Annotated in this window: 15 protein-coding genes and 3 tRNA genes; 15 read left to right on the top strand and 3 right to left on the bottom strand. The window is 63.0% G+C overall.

Features of this window, described 5'->3' with window-relative positions:
- Window positions 1-50: 50 nt before the first annotated feature.
- The 12 genes from astA (at window position 51) to THL1_RS21135 (ending at window position 11569) form a co-directional block, all read left to right on the top strand.
- Window positions 51-1073 (top strand): arginine N-succinyltransferase, encoded by a 1023-nt coding sequence (gene astA / locus THL1_RS21190; protein WP_069085070.1) that lies wholly within the window; start codon window positions 51-53, stop codon window positions 1071-1073.
- Window positions 1074-2537, top strand: a complete 1464-nt coding sequence (gene astD, locus THL1_RS21185) for a succinylglutamate-semialdehyde dehydrogenase (protein WP_069085069.1) — start codon at window positions 1074-1076, stop codon at window positions 2535-2537.
- Complete coding sequence (astB, locus tag THL1_RS21180) at window positions 2534-3880, top strand: N-succinylarginine dihydrolase (protein ID WP_069085068.1); 1347 nt, start codon at window positions 2534-2536, stop codon at window positions 3878-3880. The genes astD and astB overlap by 4 nt, the downstream gene beginning before the upstream one ends.
- A gap of 10 nt (window positions 3881-3890) precedes the next feature.
- Window positions 3891-4181 carry a topoisomerase II gene (locus THL1_RS21175; protein WP_069085067.1) on the top strand — a complete coding sequence of 97 codons (291 nt, stop codon included), beginning with the start codon at window positions 3891-3893 and terminating at the stop codon, window positions 4179-4181.
- A gap of 9 nt (window positions 4182-4190) precedes the next feature.
- A complete protein-coding gene (gene astE, locus THL1_RS21170) occupies window positions 4191-5189 on the top strand; it encodes a succinylglutamate desuccinylase (RefSeq protein ID WP_069085066.1) in 999 nt (332 codons plus the stop codon).
- Window positions 5190-5486: 297 nt separating this feature from the next.
- The gene (ltaE, locus tag THL1_RS21165) at window positions 5487-6491 is read left to right on the top strand and encodes a low-specificity L-threonine aldolase (RefSeq protein WP_069085065.1); all 1005 of its coding nucleotides are present in this window, start codon (window positions 5487-5489) and stop codon (window positions 6489-6491) included.
- Between the two features lie 263 nt (window positions 6492-6754).
- On the top strand, window positions 6755-9379 hold the full coding sequence (gene alaS, locus THL1_RS21160) for an alanine--tRNA ligase (RefSeq protein WP_069085064.1): 2625 nt from the start codon (window positions 6755-6757) through the stop codon (window positions 9377-9379).
- Between the two features lie 100 nt (window positions 9380-9479).
- The gene (locus THL1_RS21155) at window positions 9480-10715 is read left to right on the top strand and encodes an aspartate kinase (protein ID WP_069085063.1); all 1236 of its coding nucleotides are present in this window, start codon (window positions 9480-9482) and stop codon (window positions 10713-10715) included.
- 185 nt (window positions 10716-10900) lie between these two features.
- The gene (gene csrA / locus THL1_RS21150) at window positions 10901-11086 is read left to right on the top strand and encodes a carbon storage regulator CsrA (RefSeq protein ID WP_003283978.1); all 186 of its coding nucleotides are present in this window, start codon (window positions 10901-10903) and stop codon (window positions 11084-11086) included.
- Window positions 11087-11147: 61 nt separating this feature from the next.
- Window positions 11148-11238 (top strand) — tRNA-Ser (locus tag THL1_RS21145).
- Window positions 11239-11345: 107 nt separating this feature from the next.
- Window positions 11346-11422: transfer RNA gene (locus tag THL1_RS21140), tRNA-Arg, on the top strand.
- A 70-nt stretch (window positions 11423-11492) separates the two neighbouring features.
- Window positions 11493-11569, top strand: a tRNA-Arg gene (locus tag THL1_RS21135).
- A 134-nt stretch (window positions 11570-11703) separates the two neighbouring features.
- Here the strand turns inward: THL1_RS21135 and THL1_RS21130 are convergent.
- Complete coding sequence (locus THL1_RS21130; protein WP_069085062.1) at window positions 11704-12207, bottom strand: DUF4124 domain-containing protein; 504 nt, start codon at window positions 12205-12207, stop codon at window positions 11704-11706.
- A 316-nt stretch (window positions 12208-12523) separates the two neighbouring features.
- Between THL1_RS21130 and mgtE the strand changes: the two genes are divergently transcribed.
- Window positions 12524-13966, top strand: coding sequence for a magnesium transporter (gene mgtE / locus THL1_RS21125; protein ID WP_069085061.1), 1443 nt, complete (start codon window positions 12524-12526; stop codon window positions 13964-13966).
- Between the two features lie 124 nt (window positions 13967-14090).
- Here mgtE and THL1_RS21120 read toward each other — a convergent pair whose 3' ends face one another.
- Entirely contained in the window at window positions 14091-14417 is a 327-nt protein-coding gene (locus THL1_RS21120) for an Arc family DNA-binding protein (protein WP_041770386.1), read from the bottom strand.
- A 497-nt stretch (window positions 14418-14914) separates the two neighbouring features.
- Here THL1_RS21120 and phnN point away from each other — a divergent pair, with 497 nt between their 5' ends.
- Complete coding sequence (gene phnN, locus THL1_RS21115) at window positions 14915-15499, top strand: phosphonate metabolism protein/1,5-bisphosphokinase (PRPP-forming) PhnN (RefSeq protein WP_069085060.1); 585 nt, start codon at window positions 14915-14917, stop codon at window positions 15497-15499.
- A gap of 3 nt (window positions 15500-15502) precedes the next feature.
- On the opposite strand, the gene THL1_RS21110 is transcribed toward phnN, so the two are convergent.
- The gene (locus THL1_RS21110; protein WP_069085059.1) at window positions 15503-15970 is read right to left on the bottom strand and encodes an Lrp/AsnC family transcriptional regulator; all 468 of its coding nucleotides are present in this window, start codon (window positions 15968-15970) and stop codon (window positions 15503-15505) included.
- 200 nt (window positions 15971-16170) lie between these two features.
- Between THL1_RS21110 and THL1_RS21105 the strand changes: the two genes are divergently transcribed.
- Window positions 16171-19638 (top strand): indolepyruvate ferredoxin oxidoreductase family protein, encoded by a 3468-nt coding sequence (locus THL1_RS21105; RefSeq protein WP_069085058.1) that lies wholly within the window; start codon window positions 16171-16173, stop codon window positions 19636-19638.
- Window positions 19639-19665: the final 27 nt, after the last annotated feature.

Here is a 19665-nt window from a genome sequence, read left to right as displayed (position 1 = left end):
CTCCCTGGCTCCCTTCCCGGACGGAAGGGGGCGCATTTTCTGGAGGCACTATGATCGTTCGTCCCGTACGCAGCGCCGATTTACCGGCCCTGATCGACCTGGCGCGCAGCACTGGCGCAGGCCTGACTACGCTGCCGGCCAATGAGGAGCGCCTGTCGCATCGCGTTGGTTGGGCGGAGAAGGCATTCCGTGGCGAGGCCGAGCGTGCCGACGCGGATTACCTGTTCGTCCTCGAGGACGACGACGGCACTGTCATCGGCATTTCCGCCGTAGCTGGCGCCGTGGGCCTGCGTGAGCCCTGGTACAATTATCGGGTCGGCCTGACCGTCAGTGCCTCCCAGGAGCTGCACATCCACCGGCAGATTCCCACGCTGTTCCTGGCCAACGACCTGACCGGCAACTCTGAACTCTGCTCGCTGTTCCTTCACGCGGGCCATCGCAGCGGCCTGAACGGCCGGCTGTTATCCAAGGCACGGTTCCTGTTCATCGCCGAGTTCCCGGAGCTGTTCGGAGACAAGGTGATCGCCGAAATGCGCGGCATGTCCGACGAGAACGGCGTTTCCCCGTTCTGGGAAAGCCTTGGTCGGCACTTCTTCAAGATGGAGTTCTCTCGCGCTGACTACCTCACCGGCGTCGGTAACAAGGCCTTCATTGCTGAACTGATGCCCAAGTTCCCGCTTTACACCTGCTTCCTCTCGGAATCCGCCCGCGACGTCATCGGTCGCGTGCATACCGACACCGAGCCGGCGCTGGCCATGCTCAAGGGCGAAGGCTTCAGCTACCAGGGTTACGTCGACATCTTCGACGCCGGTCCAGCCATCGAAAGCGAGACCGCGAAGATCCGTGCCGTGCGCGACAGCCAGAACCTCGTATTGGCCGTTGGTACGCCGGGTGACGACGCCACGCCTTTCCTGATTCACAACCGCAAGCGCGAAGACTGCCGCATTACTGCTGCGCCGGCCCGCCTGGCCGCTGGCACCCTGGTGGTCGACGCGCTGACGGCCAAACGCCTGAAACTCTCTGCCGGCGCCTCGGTGCGCGCCGTGCCGCTGTCGGCCAAGGAGTCCGTGTAAATGAATACCCATTTTGTTGCTGGCAACTGGCAGGCAGGGCAGGGCGAAGCCTTCGATTCACTGAACCCTGTGACCCAGGCCGTCGTCTGGTCCGGCCGGGGCGCCAGTGCCGCCCAAGTGGACGAAGCGGTCAAGGCTGCGCGTTCCGCGTTTCCGGCCTGGGCACGTCGCCCGCTGGAAGAGCGCATCGCGATCCTCGAACAGTTCGCCGTGACCCTGCGCAACCACGCCGATGAACTGGCTCGCTGCATAGGCGAGGAAACCGGCAAACCGTTGTGGGAGTCGGCCACCGAAGTGACCAGCATGGTCAATAAGGTCGCCATTTCCATCCAGAGCTACCGCGAGCGCACCGGCGAGAAGAGCGGCCCCCTGGCCGACGCCACTGCGGTGCTGCGCCACAAGCCCCACGGTGTGGTGGCGGTGTTCGGCCCTTACAACTTCCCTGGGCACCTGCCCAACGGCCACATCGTGCCGGCGCTGCTCGCCGGTAACGCGGTGATCTTCAAGCCGAGCGAGCTGACCCCCAAGGTCGCCGAACTGACGGTCAAGTGCTGGGTCGAAGCCGGCCTGCCGGCAGGCGTGCTCAACCTGGTGCAGGGCGCCCGCGAAACCGGCGTTGCCCTGGCGGGCAATCCGGGCATCGACGGCCTGTTCTTCACCGGCTCCAGCCGTACCGGCAACCTGCTGCACCAGCAGTTCGCCGGCCGTCCGGACAAGATCCTTGCCCTGGAAATGGGCGGCAACAACCCGCTGGTGGTGGACCAGGTCCAGGACCTGGACGCTGCCGTCTACACCATCATCCAGTCGGCCTTCATCTCCGCTGGCCAGCGCTGCACCTGCGCGCGTCGTCTGCTGGTGCCCGAAGGCGCCTGGGGCGATGCCCTGCTGGCACGCCTGGTGACAGTCGCCGGTTCCATCAAGGTCGGTGCCTTCGACGCCCAGCCCGCGCCCTTCATGGGGTCGGTGATTTCCCTGGCGGCGGCCCAGCATCTGATCCAGGCCCAGGAGCAATTGGTCGCCAAGGGCGCCAAGGCCCTGCTGGCGATGACCCAGCCCGAGGCTGGCGCTGCGCTGCTCACGCCCGGCATCCTCGACGTGACTGCCGTGGCAGGGCGTCCGGACGAAGAGTTCTTCGGCCCGCTGTTGCAGGTGATCCGCTACAGCGACTTCGATGCCGCCATCGCCGAGGCCAACGCCACTCAGTACGGCCTGGCTGCCGGCCTGTTGTCGGATTCCGCTGAGCGTTACCAGCAGTTCCTCATCGAGAGCCGCGCCGGTATCGTCAACTGGAACAAGCAACTTACCGGTGCCGCCAGCAGCGCACCCTTCGGTGGTGTCGGGGCGTCCGGCAATCATCGCGCCAGCGCCTACTACGCCGCTGACTACTGCGCCTACCCGGTCGCCTCGCTGGAAAGCGAAACCCTTGCCTTGCCTGCAACCCTTACTCCAGGAGTCAGCCTGTGAACGCCTATGAAGTGAATTTCGACGGACTGGTCGGCCCGACCCACAACTATGGTGGCCTGTCCTACGGTAACGTCGCCTCGCAGAGTAACAGTCAGGCCGTCTCCAACCCGAAGGAGGCCGCGCTGCAGGGCTTGGGCAAAATGAAGGCGCTGATGGAAATGGGCTTCAAGCAGGGCGTGTTCGCCCCGCAGGAGCGCCAGGATGTCGCCGCCCTGCGCAGCCTGGGCTTCTCCGGCACAGACGCTGAAGTGATTGCCCAGGCCGCCAAGGAAGCCATGCCGCTGCTGGCCGCCTGCAGCTCCGCTTCCAGCATGTGGACCGCCAACTCCTGCACCGTGAGCCCCAGCGCTGACACCGCCGATGGCCGCGTGCATTTCACCGCTGCCAACCTGAACTGCAAGTTCCACCGCTCCATCGAACATCCGACCACCAGCCGCGTGTTGGGTGCGATGTTCGCCAACGAAAGTGTTTTCGCCCACCACGCCGCGCTACCGGCCGTGGGCCAGTTCGGTGACGAGGGCGCGGCCAACCACACCCGTTTCTGCAAGGGTTACGGCGATGCTGGCGTTGAGTTTTTCGTGTTCGGCCGCAGCGCCTTCGACAGCCGCTTCCCGGCGCCGCAGCGCTATCCGGCACGGCAGACCCTGGAAGCCTGCCAGGCGGTCGCTCGCCTGCATGGCCTCGGCGCCGAAGGCGTGGTCTACGCTCAGCAGAACCCAGCGGTGATCGACCAGGGCGTGTTCCACAACGACGTGATTTCGGTGGGCAATGGCGAGGTGCTGTTCTACCACGAGGATGCCTTCCTCGAGACCGATAAGGTCCTGGCGGAGCTGGACGGCAAGCTCGGAAATCGTGGCGGTCGCTTCCAGGCAGTGCGTGTGCCGCGCAGCGCGGTGAGCGTGGAGGACGCGGTGCGTTCCTACCTGTTCAACAGCCAACTGCTCAGCCGCGCCGATGGCAGCATGCTGCTGATCGTGCCGGAGGAATGCCGTGGCAACGCCAACGTCTGGAACTACCTGAACGAGCTGACATCGGCTCAAGGGCCGATTCGCGAGGTGAAGGTCTTTGACCTCAAGCAGAGCATGCAAAACGGCGGTGGTCCGGCCTGCCTGCGCTTGCGTGTGGCGCTGAAGGAAAACGAGCTGGCGGCGGTGAACCAGGGGGTGATCATGACCCCGGCGCTTTATTCCACCCTCACGGCCTGGGTGGAGAAGCATTATCGCGATCGCCTCAGCGAATCCGACCTGGCCGACCCACAATTGCTGGTGGAATGCCGGACGGCATTGGATGAACTGACGCAGATCCTTAAACTGGGCGCTGTTTATCCCTTCCAGCTCAACTGAGAAATCTGAAATGTCCGACGCCCTGCAACTCATCCTCGAAGATACCGACGGCACCCAGCTCGAAACGTCCTGCACCCGGTTCGCCGTCGTCTGGCAGGGCAAGGAAGTCTGGATCCAGCAGGCGGGCAACGGTCAGTTGCTGATCGGCGTGGATGTGGAGGAGGGCGACACCGAGTACGCCAACCTCCTGCTGCGCCCGCTGGCCACCAACCTGGTCAGCCTGCAGCTGGAAATGGAACCGGCCGATGCCGACGCTGACGACGACCATGTCCATGGTCCCGACTGCGATCACGATCATTGAGGTAACAGGATGCTAGCCCTCGGAAAACTGCTCGAACTCACCCTCGCCGGCCGTGAACCGACCGAGAAGATCCAGCTGACATCCGGGGGCGTGCGTCTGCACTGGCTGGGCGAGGGAGCGCTCGACGTCACCCCGCCGGCCGCCGAAGACAGCGGGCTCGATCTGCTGCTTTCGGCTGGGATGCACGGTAACGAGACCGCTCCGATCGAATTGCTGGACCGCCTGCTCCAGGCTATCGCCCGTGGCCAGCTCAAACCGCGTGCACGCATTCTCTTCCTGCTGGGCAACCCGGAAGCCATGCGTCGTGGCGAACGTTTCGTCGAGCAGGACATCAACCGGCTGTTCGATGGCCGCCACGCCGAGTCCAGTGGCTTCGAAGCCATGCGGGCCGGCGAGTTGGAGCGTTACGCCGCAGCCTTCTTCAGCAAGCCCAACCGCTCCCGCCTGCACTACGACCTGCACACCGCCATCCGTGGCTCGAAGATCGAGCAGTTCGCGCTCTATCCCTATGTCGAGGGCCGAGAGCATTCGCGCCAGGAGCTGGCGCGCCTGCGCGCGGCGGGCATCGACGCCGTGCTGCTGCAGAACAAGACGGGCATTACCTTCAGCTCGTACACCTACGCAAGGCTGGATGCCGAGGCCTTCACCTTGGAACTGGGCAAGGCGCGGCCCTTCGGCAGCAATCAGGAGGTCAATCTCGATCGCCTGGAAGCCCGCTTGCACAGCCTGGTCGAGGGGAGCGAGCCGGAGGCTGACGGTAATCCGCTGGATGGCTTGCAGGTGTTTTCCGTATCGCGGGAAATCATCAAGCACAGCGAATCTTTCCAGCTGCACCTGGCTGCGGATATCGAAAACTTCAGCGAGCTGCCCGTGGGTTACCTGCTGGCCGAAGACATCGCCGGCACTCGTTGGGTGGTGGAAGAGCAGGGCGCGCGGATCATCTTCCCCAATCCCAAGGTGAGGAACGGCCTGCGTGCCGGAATCCTGATTGTCCCTGCCGACGTCTGAGAGCCTGCCCACGATCTGCTGCGCGTCGGCCCTGCTGCGTTAAAAGCAGGCTGGAGCGCCAGCCCGGTCGGAATGCTCATTTACAGCTCGTAAACTCCGCGTCCTCGCCTGCTTTGATTCGCTGGCGCTCACCCTTTGGGCCAGCCTTCGGCTGTTACTCCCGTTGGTCGTTGCGCCTTGCATGACTCTAGCTCGCGAGATCGTGAGCAGGCTCTGGATCTTTCTTCCCTTCTGTACCTGTACCCATCTGGCGCCGGGCTTTAGGATCGGCCTCTTAGCCCATCCAAGGAGCGCGGCATGAGCCCGATCGATCTGCGCAGCGACACCGTCACCCAACCTACCGCCGGCATGCGTGGCGCCATGCAGCGCGCCGAGCTGGGCGACGATGTGTATGGCGAAGACCCGACCGTCAACTGCCTGGAAGCCAGCCTGGCCGAGCGCCTGGGCTTCGCGGCGGCGCTCTTTGTGCCGACTGGCACCATGAGCAACCTCCTTGGCCTGATGGCCCATTGCGAGCGTGGCGACGAGTACATCGTCGGCCAGCAGGCGCATACCTATAAATACGAGGGTGGTGGTGCCGCGGTGCTGGGCTCCATTCAGCCGCAGCCGATCGAAGGCGAGGCTGACGGCAGCCTTGACCTGGGCAAGGTCGAAGCGGCCATCAAACAGGACGATTTCCACTTTGCACGTACCTGCCTGCTGGCCCTGGAAAACACCATGCAGGGCAAGGTGCTGCCGCTGGATTACCTGGCTGCGGCCCGTGAACTGACGCGCCGTCGCGGCCTGGGCCTGCACCTGGATGGCGCCCGGTTGTACAACGCGGCGGTGAGGCTGGGTGTGGACGCCCGCGAGATCACCCGGCACTTCGACTCGGTTTCGGTATGCCTGTCCAAGGGGCTCGGCGCCCCGGTGGGGTCGGTGCTCTGCGGCAGCACGGCGCTGATCGCCAAGGCTCGACGCCTGCGCAAGATGGTCGGCGGCGGGATGCGTCAGGCCGGGATTCTGGCGGCAGCCGGGCTCTACGCCCTGGACCATCAGGTGGCGCGTCTGGCAGACGATCACGCCAATGCCGAGCGGTTGGGGGTCGGGCTGCAAGCGTTGGGTTATGTTGTCGAGCCGGTGCAGACCAACATGGTCTACGTGCAGATCGGCGACCAGGCACGCCCCCTCGGCGAGTTCCTTGCTGGCCGCGGCATCCGCGTGAGCCCGGCGGCGCGCCTGCGTCTGGTGACTCACCTGGACGTGCAGGCCACTGATATTCCCCGCGTGATCGAGGCTTTTGCCGCTTTCCGACAGGCCTGAGTGGAACGCGCGCGTAAATAGCCCCCTTCTATCGCACAAAGAGACTATCCCGCCGGCGCAGGGCCGATATAATGCGGCCCTTTGCCGGTGATTCGTCTGCCCGTCGCCTGACGGCTGCGAGTTTTGCGCGCAATGTTGGAAACGGGCTGGAAATGCCGGGATTCCCTTGAAACCTGTCGCTTTCTTGCCAGTTTCCGCTTGCCGTCCTTCGCCGATAACGATTAGCACCCACCGTCGTGGCCTCAGCTTCCGTGGAAGAACCTATGAAAAGCGCAGAAATCCGTGAAGCCTTCCTGAGCTTCTTCGAAGAGAAGGGGCATACCCGTGTCGCTTCCAGCTCCCTGATTCCGGGCAACGACCCGACCCTGCTGTTCACCAACGCGGGGATGAACCAGTTCAAGGACTGCTTCCTTGGCCTGGAAAAGCGCGCCTACACCCGTGCGACCACCAGCCAGAAATGCGTGCGCGCCGGCGGCAAGCACAACGACCTGGAAAACGTCGGCTACACCGCGCGCCACCACACCTTCTTCGAAATGCTGGGTAACTTCAGTTTCGGTGACTACTTCAAGCGCGACGCCATCCATTTCGCCTGGGAATTCCTCACCGGCGACAAGTGGCTGAAACTGCCGAAAGAGAAACTCTGGGTCACCGTCTACGCCAGTGACGACGAGGCCTACGACATCTGGACCCAGGAAGTCGGCGTGCCGAACGAGCGCATGGTGCGCATCGGCGACAACAAGGGTGCCCCGTACGCCTCCGACAACTTCTGGGCCATGGGCGATACCGGCCCCTGCGGTCCCTGCACCGAGATTTTCTTCGACCACGGTCCCGAAATCTGGGGCGGCCCGCCCGGTTCGCCGGAAGAAGACGGCGACCGTTACATCGAAATCTGGAACAACGTCTTCATGCAGTTCAACCGCACCGCTGACGGCGTGATGCACCCGCTGCCGGCGCCGAGCGTGGACACCGGCATGGGCCTGGAGCGCATCAGCGCTGTGCTGCAGCACGTGCACTCGAACTACGAGATCGACCTGTTCCAAAGCCTGCTCAAGGCCTCTGCCGAGGCCATCGGTTGCGCCAATGACGACGCCCCGTCGCTGAAAGTGGTGGCCGACCACATCCGTTCCTGCAGCTTCCTCATCGCTGACGGCGTGCTGCCGTCCAACGAAGGTCGTGGCTATGTGCTGCGCCGCATCATCCGTCGCGCCTGCCGCCATGGTAACAAGCTGGGCGCCAAAGGCAGCTTCTTCCACCAGATCGTCGCCGCACTGGTGGGCGAGATGGGCGAGGCGTTCCCCGAGCTTAAGCAACAGCAGGCACACATCGAGCGCGTGCTGAAAACCGAGGAAGAGCAGTTCGCCAAGACCCTGGAGCAGGGCCTGAAGATCCTCGAGCAGGATCTGGTCGGCCTGAAGGGCAAGATGATCCCCGGCGAAACCCTGTTCAAGCTCTATGACACCTACGGCTTCCCCGTGGACCTGACCGGCGACATCGCCCGCGAACGCGGTCTGACCATCGACGAAGCCGGCTTCGAGCGCGAAATGGAAGGCCAGCGTGAACGCGCCCGTGCTTCCAGCGCTTTCGGCATGGACTACAACGCCCTGGTCAAAGTGGACGCCGATACCGATTTCACGGGTTACGTCTGCACCTCTGGCGAAGGCAAGGTGATTGCCCTGTTCAAGGACGGCCAGGCTGTCGAGCAGCTCGCCGAAGGCGAGGAGGGCGTGCTGGTCCTGGATCGCACCCCGTTCTACGCCGAATCCGGCGGCCAGGTGGGCGACTGCGGCTTCGTCGCCGCCGAAGGCCTGCGCTTTGATGTGCGTGACACGACTAAAGCCGGTGGCGCATTCCTGCACCACGGCGTGGTCGATCACGGTGCCCTGCGCGTCGGTGCCGTCATCACCGCCCAGGTGGACGCTACCGTTCGTCAGGCTACCGCACTCAACCACTCCGCCACGCACCTGCTGCACGCCGCTCTGCGCCAAGTGCTGGGTGACCATGTCCAGCAGAAGGGCTCTCTGGTGGACAGCCAGCGCCTGCGCTTCGACTTCAGCCACTTCGAGGCTATCAAGCCCGATCAGCTGAAGGCCCTGGAAGACATCGTCAACGCCGAGATCCGCAAGAACAGCGAAGTCGAGACCGAAGAAACCGACATCGACACCGCCAAGGCCAAGGGCGCCATGGCCCTGTTCGGCGAGAAGTACGGCGAGCAGGTACGTGTACTGAGCATGGGCGGCGATTTCTCCGTCGAACTCTGTGGTGGTACCCACGTGGCTCGTACCGGCGACATCGGCCTGTTCAAGATCACCAGCGAAGGCGGTGTAGCTGCTGGCGTGCGTCGTATCGAGGCGGTGAGCGGCGCGGCTGCGCTGACCTACCTGAACGGCGCCGAAGAACAACTCAAGGAAGCCGCGGGCCTGGTCAAAGGCAGCCGCGACAACCTGCTGGACAAGCTGTCCGTCCTGCTGGAGCGCAACCGCCAGCTCGAGAAAGAGCTGGAGCAACTCAAGGCCAAGGCGGCCAGTGCTGCTGGCGACGACCTGGCTTCTTCCGCCCTCGACGTGAAAGGCGTGAAGGTGCTGGCTGCGCGCCTGGACGGACTGGACGGCGATGCGCTGCTGGCGCTGGTCGACCAACTGAAGAACAAGCTCGGCCGCGCGGTGATCCTGCTCGGCAGTGCGCTGGAGGGCAAGGTGACACTGGTCGCCGGCGTCACCCAGGACCTGACCGGCCAACTCAAAGCCGGCGATCTGATGAAGCAGGCCGCAGCGGCGGTAGGCGGCAAGGGCGGTGGTCGCCCTGACATGGCCCGTGGCGGTGGTACCGATGCCGCGGCGCTGGAGCAGGCACTGGCCCTGGCCGTACCGTTCGTCGAGCAGGGCCTCTAAGGCCCGCCGCCAATGGCCCGCCCCACGCCCGGCGGGCCTTGGCAGTGTTCTGCGTTGATTGTTTAATGGGCGCCCTTCACGGGATTAGGCGGCTTTTGAAATGGCTTTGATCGTACAGAAGTTTGGGGGGACCTCGGTCGGCACTGTCGAGCGCATCGAGCAGGTGGCCGAGAAAGTGAAGAAGTTCCGCGAAGGCGGCGATGACATCGTCGTCGTGGTTTCCGCGATGAGCGGCGAAACCAACCGCCTGATCGATCTGGCCAAACAGATCAGCGAGCAGCCGGTACCGCGCGAACTGGACGTCATGGTTTCCACTGGCGAGCAGGTGACCATTGCCCTGCTGGCCATGGCGCTGATCAAGCGCGGCGTACCGGCGGTGTCCTACACCGGCAACCAGGTACGCATTCTCACCGACAGCGCCCACAACAAGGCGCGCATCCTGCAGATCGACGACCAGAAGATTCGTAGCGACCTCAAGGCCGGGCGTGTCGTCGTGGTGGCTGGTTTCCAGGGCGTCGATGAGCACGGCAACATCACCACCCTCGGTCGTGGCGGTTCCGACACTACCGGCGTAGCCCTGGCGGCGGCCCTGAAGGCCGACGAGTGCCAGATCTATACCGATGTAGATGGCGTCTACACCACCGATCCGCGCGTGGTGCCTCAGGCCCAGCGCCTGGACAAGATCACCTTTGAAGAGATGCTGGAAATGGCCAGCCTCGGCTCCAAGGTGCTGCAGATTCGCTCGGTGGAGTTCGCCGGCAAATACAATGTCCCGCTGCGCGTGCTGCACAGCTTCCAGGAGGGTCCGGGCACCCTCATTACCCTTGATGAAGAGGAATCCATGGAACAGCCGATCATCTCCGGCATCGCCTTCAACCGCGACGAAGCCAAGCTGACCATCCGTGGCGTGCCGGACATCCCCGGCGTGGCCTTCAAGATTCTGGGCCCGATCAGTGCCGCCAACATCGAAGTGGACATGATCGTGCAGAACGTCGCGCACGATAACACCACCGACTTCACCTTTACCGTTCACCGCAACGACTACCAGAACGCCCAGCGCGTGCTGGAGCAGACCGCCAGCGAAATCGGCGCTCGCGAAGTGATCGGCGACACCAAGATCGCCAAGGTGTCCATCGTCGGCGTCGGCATGCGCTCCCACGCTGGCGTTGCCAGTCGCATGTTCGAGGCCCTGGCCAAGGAGACCATCAACATCCAGATGATCTCCACCTCGGAAATCAAGGTTTCCGTGGTCATCGAAGAGAAATACCTGGAGTTGGCGGTCCGTGCCCTGCACACCGCCTTCGAGCTGGACGCCCCGACCCGACAGGGCGAGTAAGGCAAATTTCAAAAGGCGCGGCTCACCCCGCGCCTTTTGTCGTTTTTGGCCGCTACGGTGGAACTTTCCTTTTGCCGGGGCTGGTCAATACTTGGGTGTAAGCTCTGGCGGCAATTCGCGTCGGGGCCGTAACCATTTCTTTTTTGCAGACTGTTGTCCCGAAACGAATCCCTAAGGAGAAAGGAATGCTGATTCTGACTCGCCGGGTCGGAGAGACCCTGATGGTGGGTGACGATGTCACTGTGACCGTGTTAGGCGTGAAAGGTAATCAGGTGCGCATTGGAGTGAATGCTCCCAAGGAGGTAGCCGTGCACCGTGAAGAAATCTACCAGCGCATACAGAAAGAGAAAGACCAAGAACCAAGCCACTAATTTTTCTGCATTTTTTGCTTTGCAAACGGGGAAAACATGGATATCATGCGCCCCGTGTTGCGGAGAGGTGGCCGAGTGGCCGAAGGCGCTCCCCTGCTAAGGGAGTACACCTCAAAAGGGTGTCGGGGGTTCGAATCCCCCCTTCTCCGCCATATTTCGTGTTGTAGGGTGGTTCAATCGCTAGATCGATAAGTTATTGAAACTTCTCGAAAAAGCAGTTGACCGAAGCGGAAAGTTCCCTATAATGCGCGCCCACAACGCACTCATAGCTCAGCTGGATAGAGTACCCGGCTACGAACCGGGCGGTCGGAGGTTCGAATCCTCCTGAGTGCGCCATATTCAAGATGTACGGCTTGGTCCGGACGCTTGGAAAACCAGTGGTGATCTGGTCTAAAAAACACCACACGCACTCATAGCTCAGCTGGATAGAGTACCCGGCTACGAACCGGGCGGTCGGAGGTTCGAATCCTCCTGAGTGCGCCATATCGAAAGGGCCTGCAGAAATGCAGGCCCTTTTCTTTTGTCCAGAGAAAACTCAGAAGTAGGACATCTGTTCTTTGTCTGGGCGAAGGCGCCCGCCGCTGAGCAGTAGGTCTTCTTCCTTCCGGCGTGCTGTGTCAGCGTCCGCCTTTTACGCAGCCTTCCTCATCGAACTGCACCTGATAGCGCGTCCTTTTGCTCGGTTGATAGTGATACCGAACCTGGCCATTGCGGCCGCTGATACGGTCCGGTTTTCCCAGGGCGCTTTCCACGTCGGCACGGGTCATGCCGCTGCGAATCTGCTTCCGGATGATGGCCAGGCGTCGTTCCTGCGCTGAAATCTGGTTACCGCATACGGCGTCCTGCTCGCCGACCACTACTATTTCTCGTGCTCGTTCAGGTTCTTCCCATTTCTGAATCGGAACGTACTGGCCGGACGTTTCATCCGGAATCGGCGTGCTGCTCAGTAGATTCGGTGTTCGAGTGCGCTGTTGTTCCACCTGGCTGCCTGGTGGGCAGCCATGCTGGGTGAAGCTGATGGCCCCTTCGGCATCGCTGCAGCGATACACGGAGGCCGCGTGCGCTGGAGTCCAGAGGCAATAGGGGAGGGTGCTGATGATGAAAATCGAGAGCCGTCGCATGGTGCCATCTCCTTGGCGTGGGCTTTCGAGGGTATCGGGTGATTTCGTGCCCGTGGGCGTGTCCTACAACGGGCTGCCGTCGTCGCAGCACGGTGAAAGCGATCTCAGCTTTGCGATGCAAGCGATTGTTCTTTCCATGATTTTGTAACGCCCGAGTCGAACAGCGGTGTTATCATTGCGCGGTCAGCCCCGCCGGGGCCTTCGGACAACCATCATGGAATTACCCAGTAGTTACTCAGAATCCCGATTGAACAATCGCGAAATGACTGTCTGACCCCTCTTGGCGTGCTCTGCCACTGGGGGTGGAGCGCGCTATATGACTGAAGTAGAAGCCAAAAAGCCGCAAGAGAGCCTGCAGGACCGTCTGGCCCAGGTAATCGAGTTGCTGCATCGCCACAAGCTGGTGGAAGACCTGACCCACCGTCAGGAAGGCCAGCACCGCGACCTCGTTGAAAACCTCGTTCACCGGCAGAACCTCGTCGAGCTGCAACGCAAGCTGGACGAGTTGCACCCGGCTGACATCGCCCACATCCTCGAAGCCCTTCCGTTGGGCGATCGCCTGACCGTCTGGCAGCTGGTCAAGGCCGAGCGCGACGGCGACATCCTCCTTGAAGTCTCCGACGCCGTTCGGGAATCGCTGATCGCCGACATGGATGATCACGAGCTGCTCGCAGCCGCCAAGGAAATGGACGCCGACGAGTTGGCCGACCTCGCGCCCGAGCTGCCGAGAGACGTTATCCATGAGCTGATGGAATCCCTCGATGCGCAACAGCGCGAGCGTGTTCGCTCCGTGCTGTCCTACGAGGAAGACCAGGTCGGCGCGCTGATGGACTTCGAGATGGTCACCATTCGCGACGATGTGGCCCTGGAAGTGGTGTTGCGCTACCTGCGTCGGCTCAAGGAACTGCCTGGCCACACCGACAAACTCTTCGTGGTCGACTACGACGGTGTGCTCAAGGGTGTGCTGCCCATCAAGCGTTTGTTGGTGAACGATCCGGACAAGCAGGTGGCTGAGGTCATGGCGACCGATCCGGTGAGCTTCCATCCGGATGAGGATGCCTACGACGCTGCCCAGGCGTTCGAGCGTTACGACCTGGTTTCGGCGCCTGTGGTGGACAAGAACGGCAAGCTGATCGGCCGTCTGACCATCGACGAGATGGTCGACCTGATCCGTGAGGAGAGCGAGACCGAAGTCCTCAATATGGCCGGTCTGCGTGAGGAGGAAGACATCTTCGCCTCGGTCTGGAAATCGGTGGGCAACCGCTGGGCGTGGCTGGCAGTCAATCTGGTCACTGCCTTCATTGCCTCGCGGGTGATCGGCCTGTTCGAAGGCTCCATCGAGAAGCTGGTGGCCCTGGCCGCGCTGATGCCCATCGTTGCTGGCATCGGCGGCAATTCGGGTAACCAGACCATCACCATGATCGTGCGCGCCATGGCGCTGGATCAGGTGGGCACCGGCAATACCTCGCGCCTGATGCGCAAGGAATTGGGCGTAGCCCTGATCAATGGCCTGGTCTGGGGTGGGGTGATCGGCCTGGTCGCCTACTACCTGTACGGGAGCTGGTCGCTGGGTGTCGTGATGACGGGTGCCATGACCCTGAACCTGTTGCTGGCAGCGTTGATGGGGGTGTTGATCCCCATGACCCTGGTGCGCATCGGGCGGGACCCTGCAATGGGCTCCAGCGTAATGATCACTGCCATGACCGACAGCGGCGGCTTCTTCATCTTCCTCGGGCTTGCCACCCTGTTCCTGCTCTGACCCTCGCGCGTATGAAGCGGCCGCCTCGCAAGGGCGGCTTTTTCAATTCCCTCGCTTCGACACACAAACTGCGGGCAAGAAAAAACCGGCGTTTGCCGGCTTCTTCATTCAATGCGGGGTGGCCTCACGATTCCTCGGCCGCCAGTTCCGCATCGTGGGCGATCAGGGCCACCAAGGCATTCTGCTGGCGACGCGACAGTTGGCGGAAGCGCTGCAGCAGTTCGCGTTCGTGCAGGGTCAATTCTGGGCTGTCCAGGCGCATGGAAACACCTTCGTCCAGCGCACCCTCCTGAAGCATGCTCTGCTCGAGGCGGGCGATGATTTCGGAGTTCATGCTGCGGTGGTGGTTGCGGGCCACGACAGCAATGCGTTCGCGCATGCCCTCGGGGAGACGAACGACGAATTTGTCAGCCGTGCGACTGGAATAGATAGCCTGTTTCATAGGGCGCATACATTCAACCGGTTAGTTCAGGAAAGCGATGCTGGCAATGAGCTGCAAGATTGTCACCGGTTTGACTGTTCTTAGCAGCAATTGTTCACCAGTTTCGCGATTCGAATCGGTATGACCCTAAGGTCAGCAAAACGTTTCCTTGACGTCAATTTGGTGTCAGATTGTGATCGCTATGGCGGCTTTTGGCCAGCACCAATTGTCCGAATTGCGAGTGGCTGAACATTATCCAGGCATTCTGCCGTGCCCCGCCGGAGCTGCACTGTCCTCCGCCTTGACCGCGATCCGACCGTCGCGGAGCCGTTACTGCCTCACCTGTCCAATGAAGGCACGATGATGCTGTCTGGCCATTACGGCAAATGATAGTCGCTGTTGTCTGACCACGCCCTGCACGAAAGAATCCTTTGCGCTGCCACAAAACCGGTTCAGACTTTTCGCCTCAGACTCTGAGACTCCTCGTTGCGACCCATGCCCACGACCCAACCCCTCCAGGTGCTCACATGAACGGCAGGCTGATCTACCTCATAGGCCCATCCGGCTCGGGCAAGGACAGCCTGCTCGATGCTGTGCGCGGAGCCGGGGGCGGGCAGGGCTGCCGCGTCGCGCGCCGAATCATCACTCGCTCGGCCGAAGCCCGGGGCGAGCTGGCCGAGGCGGTCAGTGCGGAGGCGTTCGCCGAACGCGAGGCCCAGGGGGAGTTCGCCATGAGCTGGTTCGCCAACGGCCTTTCCTATGGCATTCCCCGAGTCATCGACGACTGGCTGGCTGCGGGCGACGATGTGCTGGTGAATGGCTCCCGCGGCTACCTTCCAGAGGCCCGGCGCCGCTACCCGCATCTGCTGGCTGTGTTGCTGACCGTGGATGACCAAGTGCTGCGCCAGCGCCTGCACGCCCGCGGGCGGGAGTCGGCGGAAGAGATCGAAGCCCGTCTGGCGCGCAATGCCGGATTCGCCGACACCCTGTTGGCCGGCGAGAACCCTGACCTCTGCCGGCTGGACAACTCCGGCTCCATTGCCGAGACCTGCCAGCGCTTGTTGCAACTCATCGAGGACCACCGCTCCCTTGCCTGGCCGGACTCGGCCTGAGGCTCACTCCAGCGGCAGCTCCGTGGTGCGTTTGACCTCGCTCATTGCGATATTCGAGTGTGCTTCCAGCACATGTGGCCGCTGCAACAGTTGGTCGCGCAGGAAGCGCTCGTAGCTGGCGATGTCCTTGGCCACCACTTTCAACAGGTAGTCCGAGCCGCCGGCCATGGTGTAGCACTCCAACACCTCCGGGTAGCCGACGATGGCCTCCTCGAACTCGGTGAGGTTGTTGCGCCCATGGGCCGACAGCTTGATGTTCACGAACACAGTGATCGAAAACCCCAGCAGCTTCGGATTGAGCAGCGCCACCTTGCGCTCGATCAGCCCTTCCTCCTGCATTCGGTGGATGCGCCGCCAGCAGGGGGATTGCGAGAGTTCCACCTTTTCCGCCACCTCGGCGGCGGACAGGTCAGCGTCATGTTGCAGCAGGCGCAGGATCTTGCGGTCGATGGGGCTTAGAAGGCTTTGCATGAATCAGTCCGAAATTTTGTTTTTGTTGGAAGGATCATGCGGAAGTCTGGCTTCAGAGACCAAAAATAGAAAGAAAAAATCAGCACCGTCCGGTCATATTCTTGGCATGCGTCCGAAGCAGTGATCCTGCTCCGGACTGAACGAACGATGGCACCTACCGTTGCCATCGAGGTCGCCATAAAAATAAAAGGAGCGCCCGCATGTCTCTGGCCGAGATCCGCCTGGATGACAAATACCGCCTCGCAACCGGTCACCTCTACCTCACCGGCACCCAGGCACTCACCCGCCTGCCGATGCTGCAGAAGCAACGGGACAAGGCCCACGGCCTGAACACCGCCTGCTTCATCTCCGGCTACCGGGGGTCGCCGCTCGGCAACCTCGACAAGAGCCTGTGGGAGGCCAAGTCTTTCCTCAAGGACAACGACGTCCACTTCCAGCCTGGCGTCAATGAAGAACTGGCCGCCACCGCGTGCTGGGGCAGCCAGCAGACCAGCCTGTTCCCCGGCGCCCGTTACGACGGCGTGTTCGCCATGTGGTACGGCAAGGGCCCGGGCGTGGACCGCTGCGGCGACGTCTTCAAACACGGCAACTCTGCCGGTGTCTCGGCCCATGGCGGTGTGCTGCTGCTGGCTGGTGACGACCACGGTTGCAAATCCTCCAGCATCGCCAACCAGAGCGAGCATGCCTTTATTGCCGCCTCCATCCCGGTGCTGAACCCGGCCAACGTCCAGGAAATCCTCGACTACGGCATCATCGGCTGGGAGCTGTCGCGCTACAGCGGCTGCTGGGTGGCGCTGAAAACCATCGCAGAGAACGTCGACTCCTCCGCCGTGGTGGACGTGGACCCGCTGCGGGTCGAGGTGAAGATTCCGCACGACTTCGTTCTGCCGGAAGACGGCGTGCATATCCGCTGGCCGGACCCGCCCCTGGCGCAGGAAAAGCGCCTGAACATGTACAAGATCTACGCCGCCCGCGCGTTCGCCCATGCCAACAAGCTCAACCAGGTCACCCTGGATTCGCCGAACCCGCGCCTGGGCATTATCACCACCGGCAAGTCCTACCTCGACGTGCGCCAGGCCCTGAACGACCTGGGCCTGGATGACGAACTCTGCGCCAAGGTCGGCCTGCGGGTGCTCAAGGTGGGCATGAGCTGGCCGCTGGAACCGATCTCCGTGCATGAGTTCGCCCAAGGACTGGACGAAATCCTGGTGGTGGAAGAGAAGCGCAGCATCATCGAAGACCAGCTCACCGGCCAGCTCTACAACTGGCCTGTGGATAAGCGCCCGCGCGTGGTGGGCGAGTTCGACGAGGAAGGCAACTCCCTGCTGCCCAACCTCAGCGAGTTGACCCCGGCCATGATCGCCCGCGTCATCGCCAAGCGCCTGGCGCCCATCTATTCCAGCGAGCAGATCGAATCCCGCCTGGCCTTCCTCGCCGCCAAGGAAAAGGCCCTGGCCGCACCCAAGCACACCACCACGCGCACCCCGCACTTCTGCTCCGGCTGCCCGCACAACAGCTCCACCAAGCTGCCCGAAGGCAGCCGCGCCCAGGGCGGCATCGGCTGCCACTACATGACCCAGTGGATGGATCGCAACACCGACACCTTCACCCAGATGGGCGGGGAGGGCGCCACCTGGATCGGCCAGGCCCCGTTCACCGACACCCCGCACATCTTCCAGAACCTGGGTGACGGCACCTACTTCCACTCCGGCCAGTTGGCCCTGCGCGCGGCCGTCGCCGCCGGGGTCAACATCACCTACAAGATTCTCTACAACGATGCCGTGGCCATGACCGGCGGCCAGCCCATCGATGGCGAGTTGCGCGTCGACCAGCTCAGCCAGCAGGTCTTCGCCGAAGGCGTGAAGCGCATCGCTCTGGTGACCGACGAGCCGGAGAAATACCCGACCCGCGCCACCTTCGCGCCCATCGTCACTTTCCACCATCGCCGCGAACTGGATGCCGTGCAGCGCGAACTGCGCGAGTTCAAGGGCGTGTCGGTGCTGATCTACGACCAGACCTGCGCCACCGAAAAGCGCCGCCGCCGCAAGCGCGGCAAACTGGTGGACCCGGCCAAGCGCGCTTTCATCAACCCGGCCGTGTGCGAAGGCTGCGGCGACTGCAGCGTCAAGTCCAACTGCCTTTCCGTACTGCCGCTGGAAACCGAGCTGGGGCGCAAGCGCCAGATCGACCAGAACGCCTGCAACAAAGATTTCTCCTGCGTCGAAGGCTTCTGCCCGAGCTTCGTCACCGTGCATGGTGGCAGCCTGCGCCAGCCGGAAGCCGCGGGTGCCAAGGCGCTCTTCGTGGCCTTGCCGGAGCCGCGTCAGCCGAACCTGAGCCGCCCCTGGAACATCCTCCTGCCGGGCGTTGGCGGCAGCGGCGTGACCACCGTCGGCGCGCTGCTGGGCATGGCCGCCCACATCGAAGGCAAGGGCTGTACTGTGCTTGACCAGGCCGGCCTGGCGCAGAAGTTCGGCCCGGTGGTCACCCACATCCGAATTGCTGCCAAGCAGGGCGACATCTACGCCGTGCGCATCGCCGCCGGTGAGACTGACCTGCTGCTGGGCTGTGACCTGGTGGTCGCCGCTAGCGAGGAGGCCCTGGCCAAGCTCAACGACCGCATCGCCCATGCGGTCGTCAACAGCCATGAAGCCGCCACCGCTGAGTTCACCCGCAATCCCGACGCCCAGGTGCCGGGCCAGGCCATGCGCGAAGCGCTGGTGGAAGCGGTGGGCGAGGCCAAGACCCATTTCGTCGACGCCACCCGCCTGGCCACCCGCCTGCTGGGCGACAGCATCGCCACCAACCTGTTCATGCTCGGCTACGCCTATCAGCGCGGCCTGGTGCCCATCTCCGCTGAAGCCATAGACAAGGCCATCGAGCTCAACGGTGTATCGGTCGTCCTCAACCAGCAGGCCTTCCTCTGGGGCCGTCGTGCTGCCCACGACCTGGCCGCCGTGGAAAAACTGGCCAAACCGGCGGAAGCGGAAGCCCCGCGCTGCGAAACCCTGGAAGAGATCGTCCAGTACCGCGCTGACCACTTGCGCGCCTACCAGAACGCCGCCTACGCCGAGCGCTACCGCGCCCTGGTGGAGCGTGTGCGCAAGGCCGACAGCGGTGAGGACAAGGCCCTGACCCGTTCCGTCGCGCGCTACTACGCCAAGTTGCTGGCCTACAAGGACGAATACGAAGTGGCGCGCCTCTACAGCGATGCCACCTTCCGCAAGCAACTGGAAGCCCAGTTCCAGGGCGACTACCACCTGGAGTTCCACCTGGCGCCGTCCTGGCTGGCCAAGGCTGATCCGGTCACCGGCGAGCCGCGCAAGCGTCGCTTCGGGCCCTGGATGCTCAAGGCCTTTGGCGTGCTGGCCAACTTCAAGTTCCTACGCGGCTCCGCGTTCGATCTCTTCGGCTACAGCGAGGAGCGCAGGCTCGAGCGCCAACTGATCGCCGAGTACGAGGCCACGGTCGACCTGCTCATCAAGGAGCTGAAACCGGGCAACTACGCCGCCGCCGTCGCCCTCGCCGAACTGCCGGAGCAGATCCGTGGCTACGGCCCGGTGAAGGAACGCGCCCTGGCCAAGGTCCGCGAGCAGGAGAAACAGCTCCGCGCCCGCCTCACCGCCAGCGAAATCCAGGTGCTGCACCTGTTCGACCCTGCTGCCTGAACACAGTTACGACCTCAGACCTCCCCC

Origin of the sequence: Pseudomonas sp. TCU-HL1 (genome assembly GCF_001708505.1) — a bacterium.
Lineage (GTDB): Bacteria > Pseudomonadota > Gammaproteobacteria > Pseudomonadales > Pseudomonadaceae > Metapseudomonas.
This window is presented reverse-complemented; position numbering and strand designations above follow the sequence as displayed.

Bases quoted from the DNA above. Each gene is read 5' to 3' on its own strand.
- astE (WP_069085066.1), top strand. From the start codon at position 4,191: ATGCTAGCCCTCGGAAAACTGCTCGAACTCACCCTCGCCGGCCGTGAA.
- mgtE (WP_069085061.1), top strand. From the start codon at position 12,524: ATGACTGAAGTAGAAGCCAAAAAGCCGCAAGAGAGCCTGCAGGACCGT.
- THL1_RS21130 (WP_069085062.1), bottom strand. From the start codon at position 12,207: ATGCGACGGCTCTCGATTTTCATCATCAGCACCCTCCCCTATTGCCTC.
- THL1_RS21175 (WP_069085067.1), top strand. From the start codon at position 3,891: ATGTCCGACGCCCTGCAACTCATCCTCGAAGATACCGACGGCACCCAG.
- astA (WP_069085070.1), top strand. From the start codon at position 51: ATGATCGTTCGTCCCGTACGCAGCGCCGATTTACCGGCCCTGATCGAC.
- phnN (WP_069085060.1), top strand. From the start codon at position 14,915: ATGAACGGCAGGCTGATCTACCTCATAGGCCCATCCGGCTCGGGCAAG.
- csrA (WP_003283978.1), top strand. From the start codon at position 10,901: ATGCTGATTCTGACTCGCCGGGTCGGAGAGACCCTGATGGTGGGTGAC.
- ltaE (WP_069085065.1), top strand. From the start codon at position 5,487: ATGAGCCCGATCGATCTGCGCAGCGACACCGTCACCCAACCTACCGCC.
- THL1_RS21120 (WP_041770386.1), bottom strand. From the start codon at position 14,417: ATGCGCCCTATGAAACAGGCTATCTATTCCAGTCGCACGGCTGACAAA.
- THL1_RS21155 (WP_069085063.1), top strand. From the start codon at position 9,480: ATGGCTTTGATCGTACAGAAGTTTGGGGGGACCTCGGTCGGCACTGTC.
- THL1_RS21105 (WP_069085058.1), top strand. From the start codon at position 16,171: ATGTCTCTGGCCGAGATCCGCCTGGATGACAAATACCGCCTCGCAACC.
- astD (WP_069085069.1), top strand. From the start codon at position 1,074: ATGAATACCCATTTTGTTGCTGGCAACTGGCAGGCAGGGCAGGGCGAA.
- THL1_RS21110 (WP_069085059.1), bottom strand. From the start codon at position 15,970: ATGCAAAGCCTTCTAAGCCCCATCGACCGCAAGATCCTGCGCCTGCTG.
- alaS (WP_069085064.1), top strand. From the start codon at position 6,755: ATGAAAAGCGCAGAAATCCGTGAAGCCTTCCTGAGCTTCTTCGAAGAG.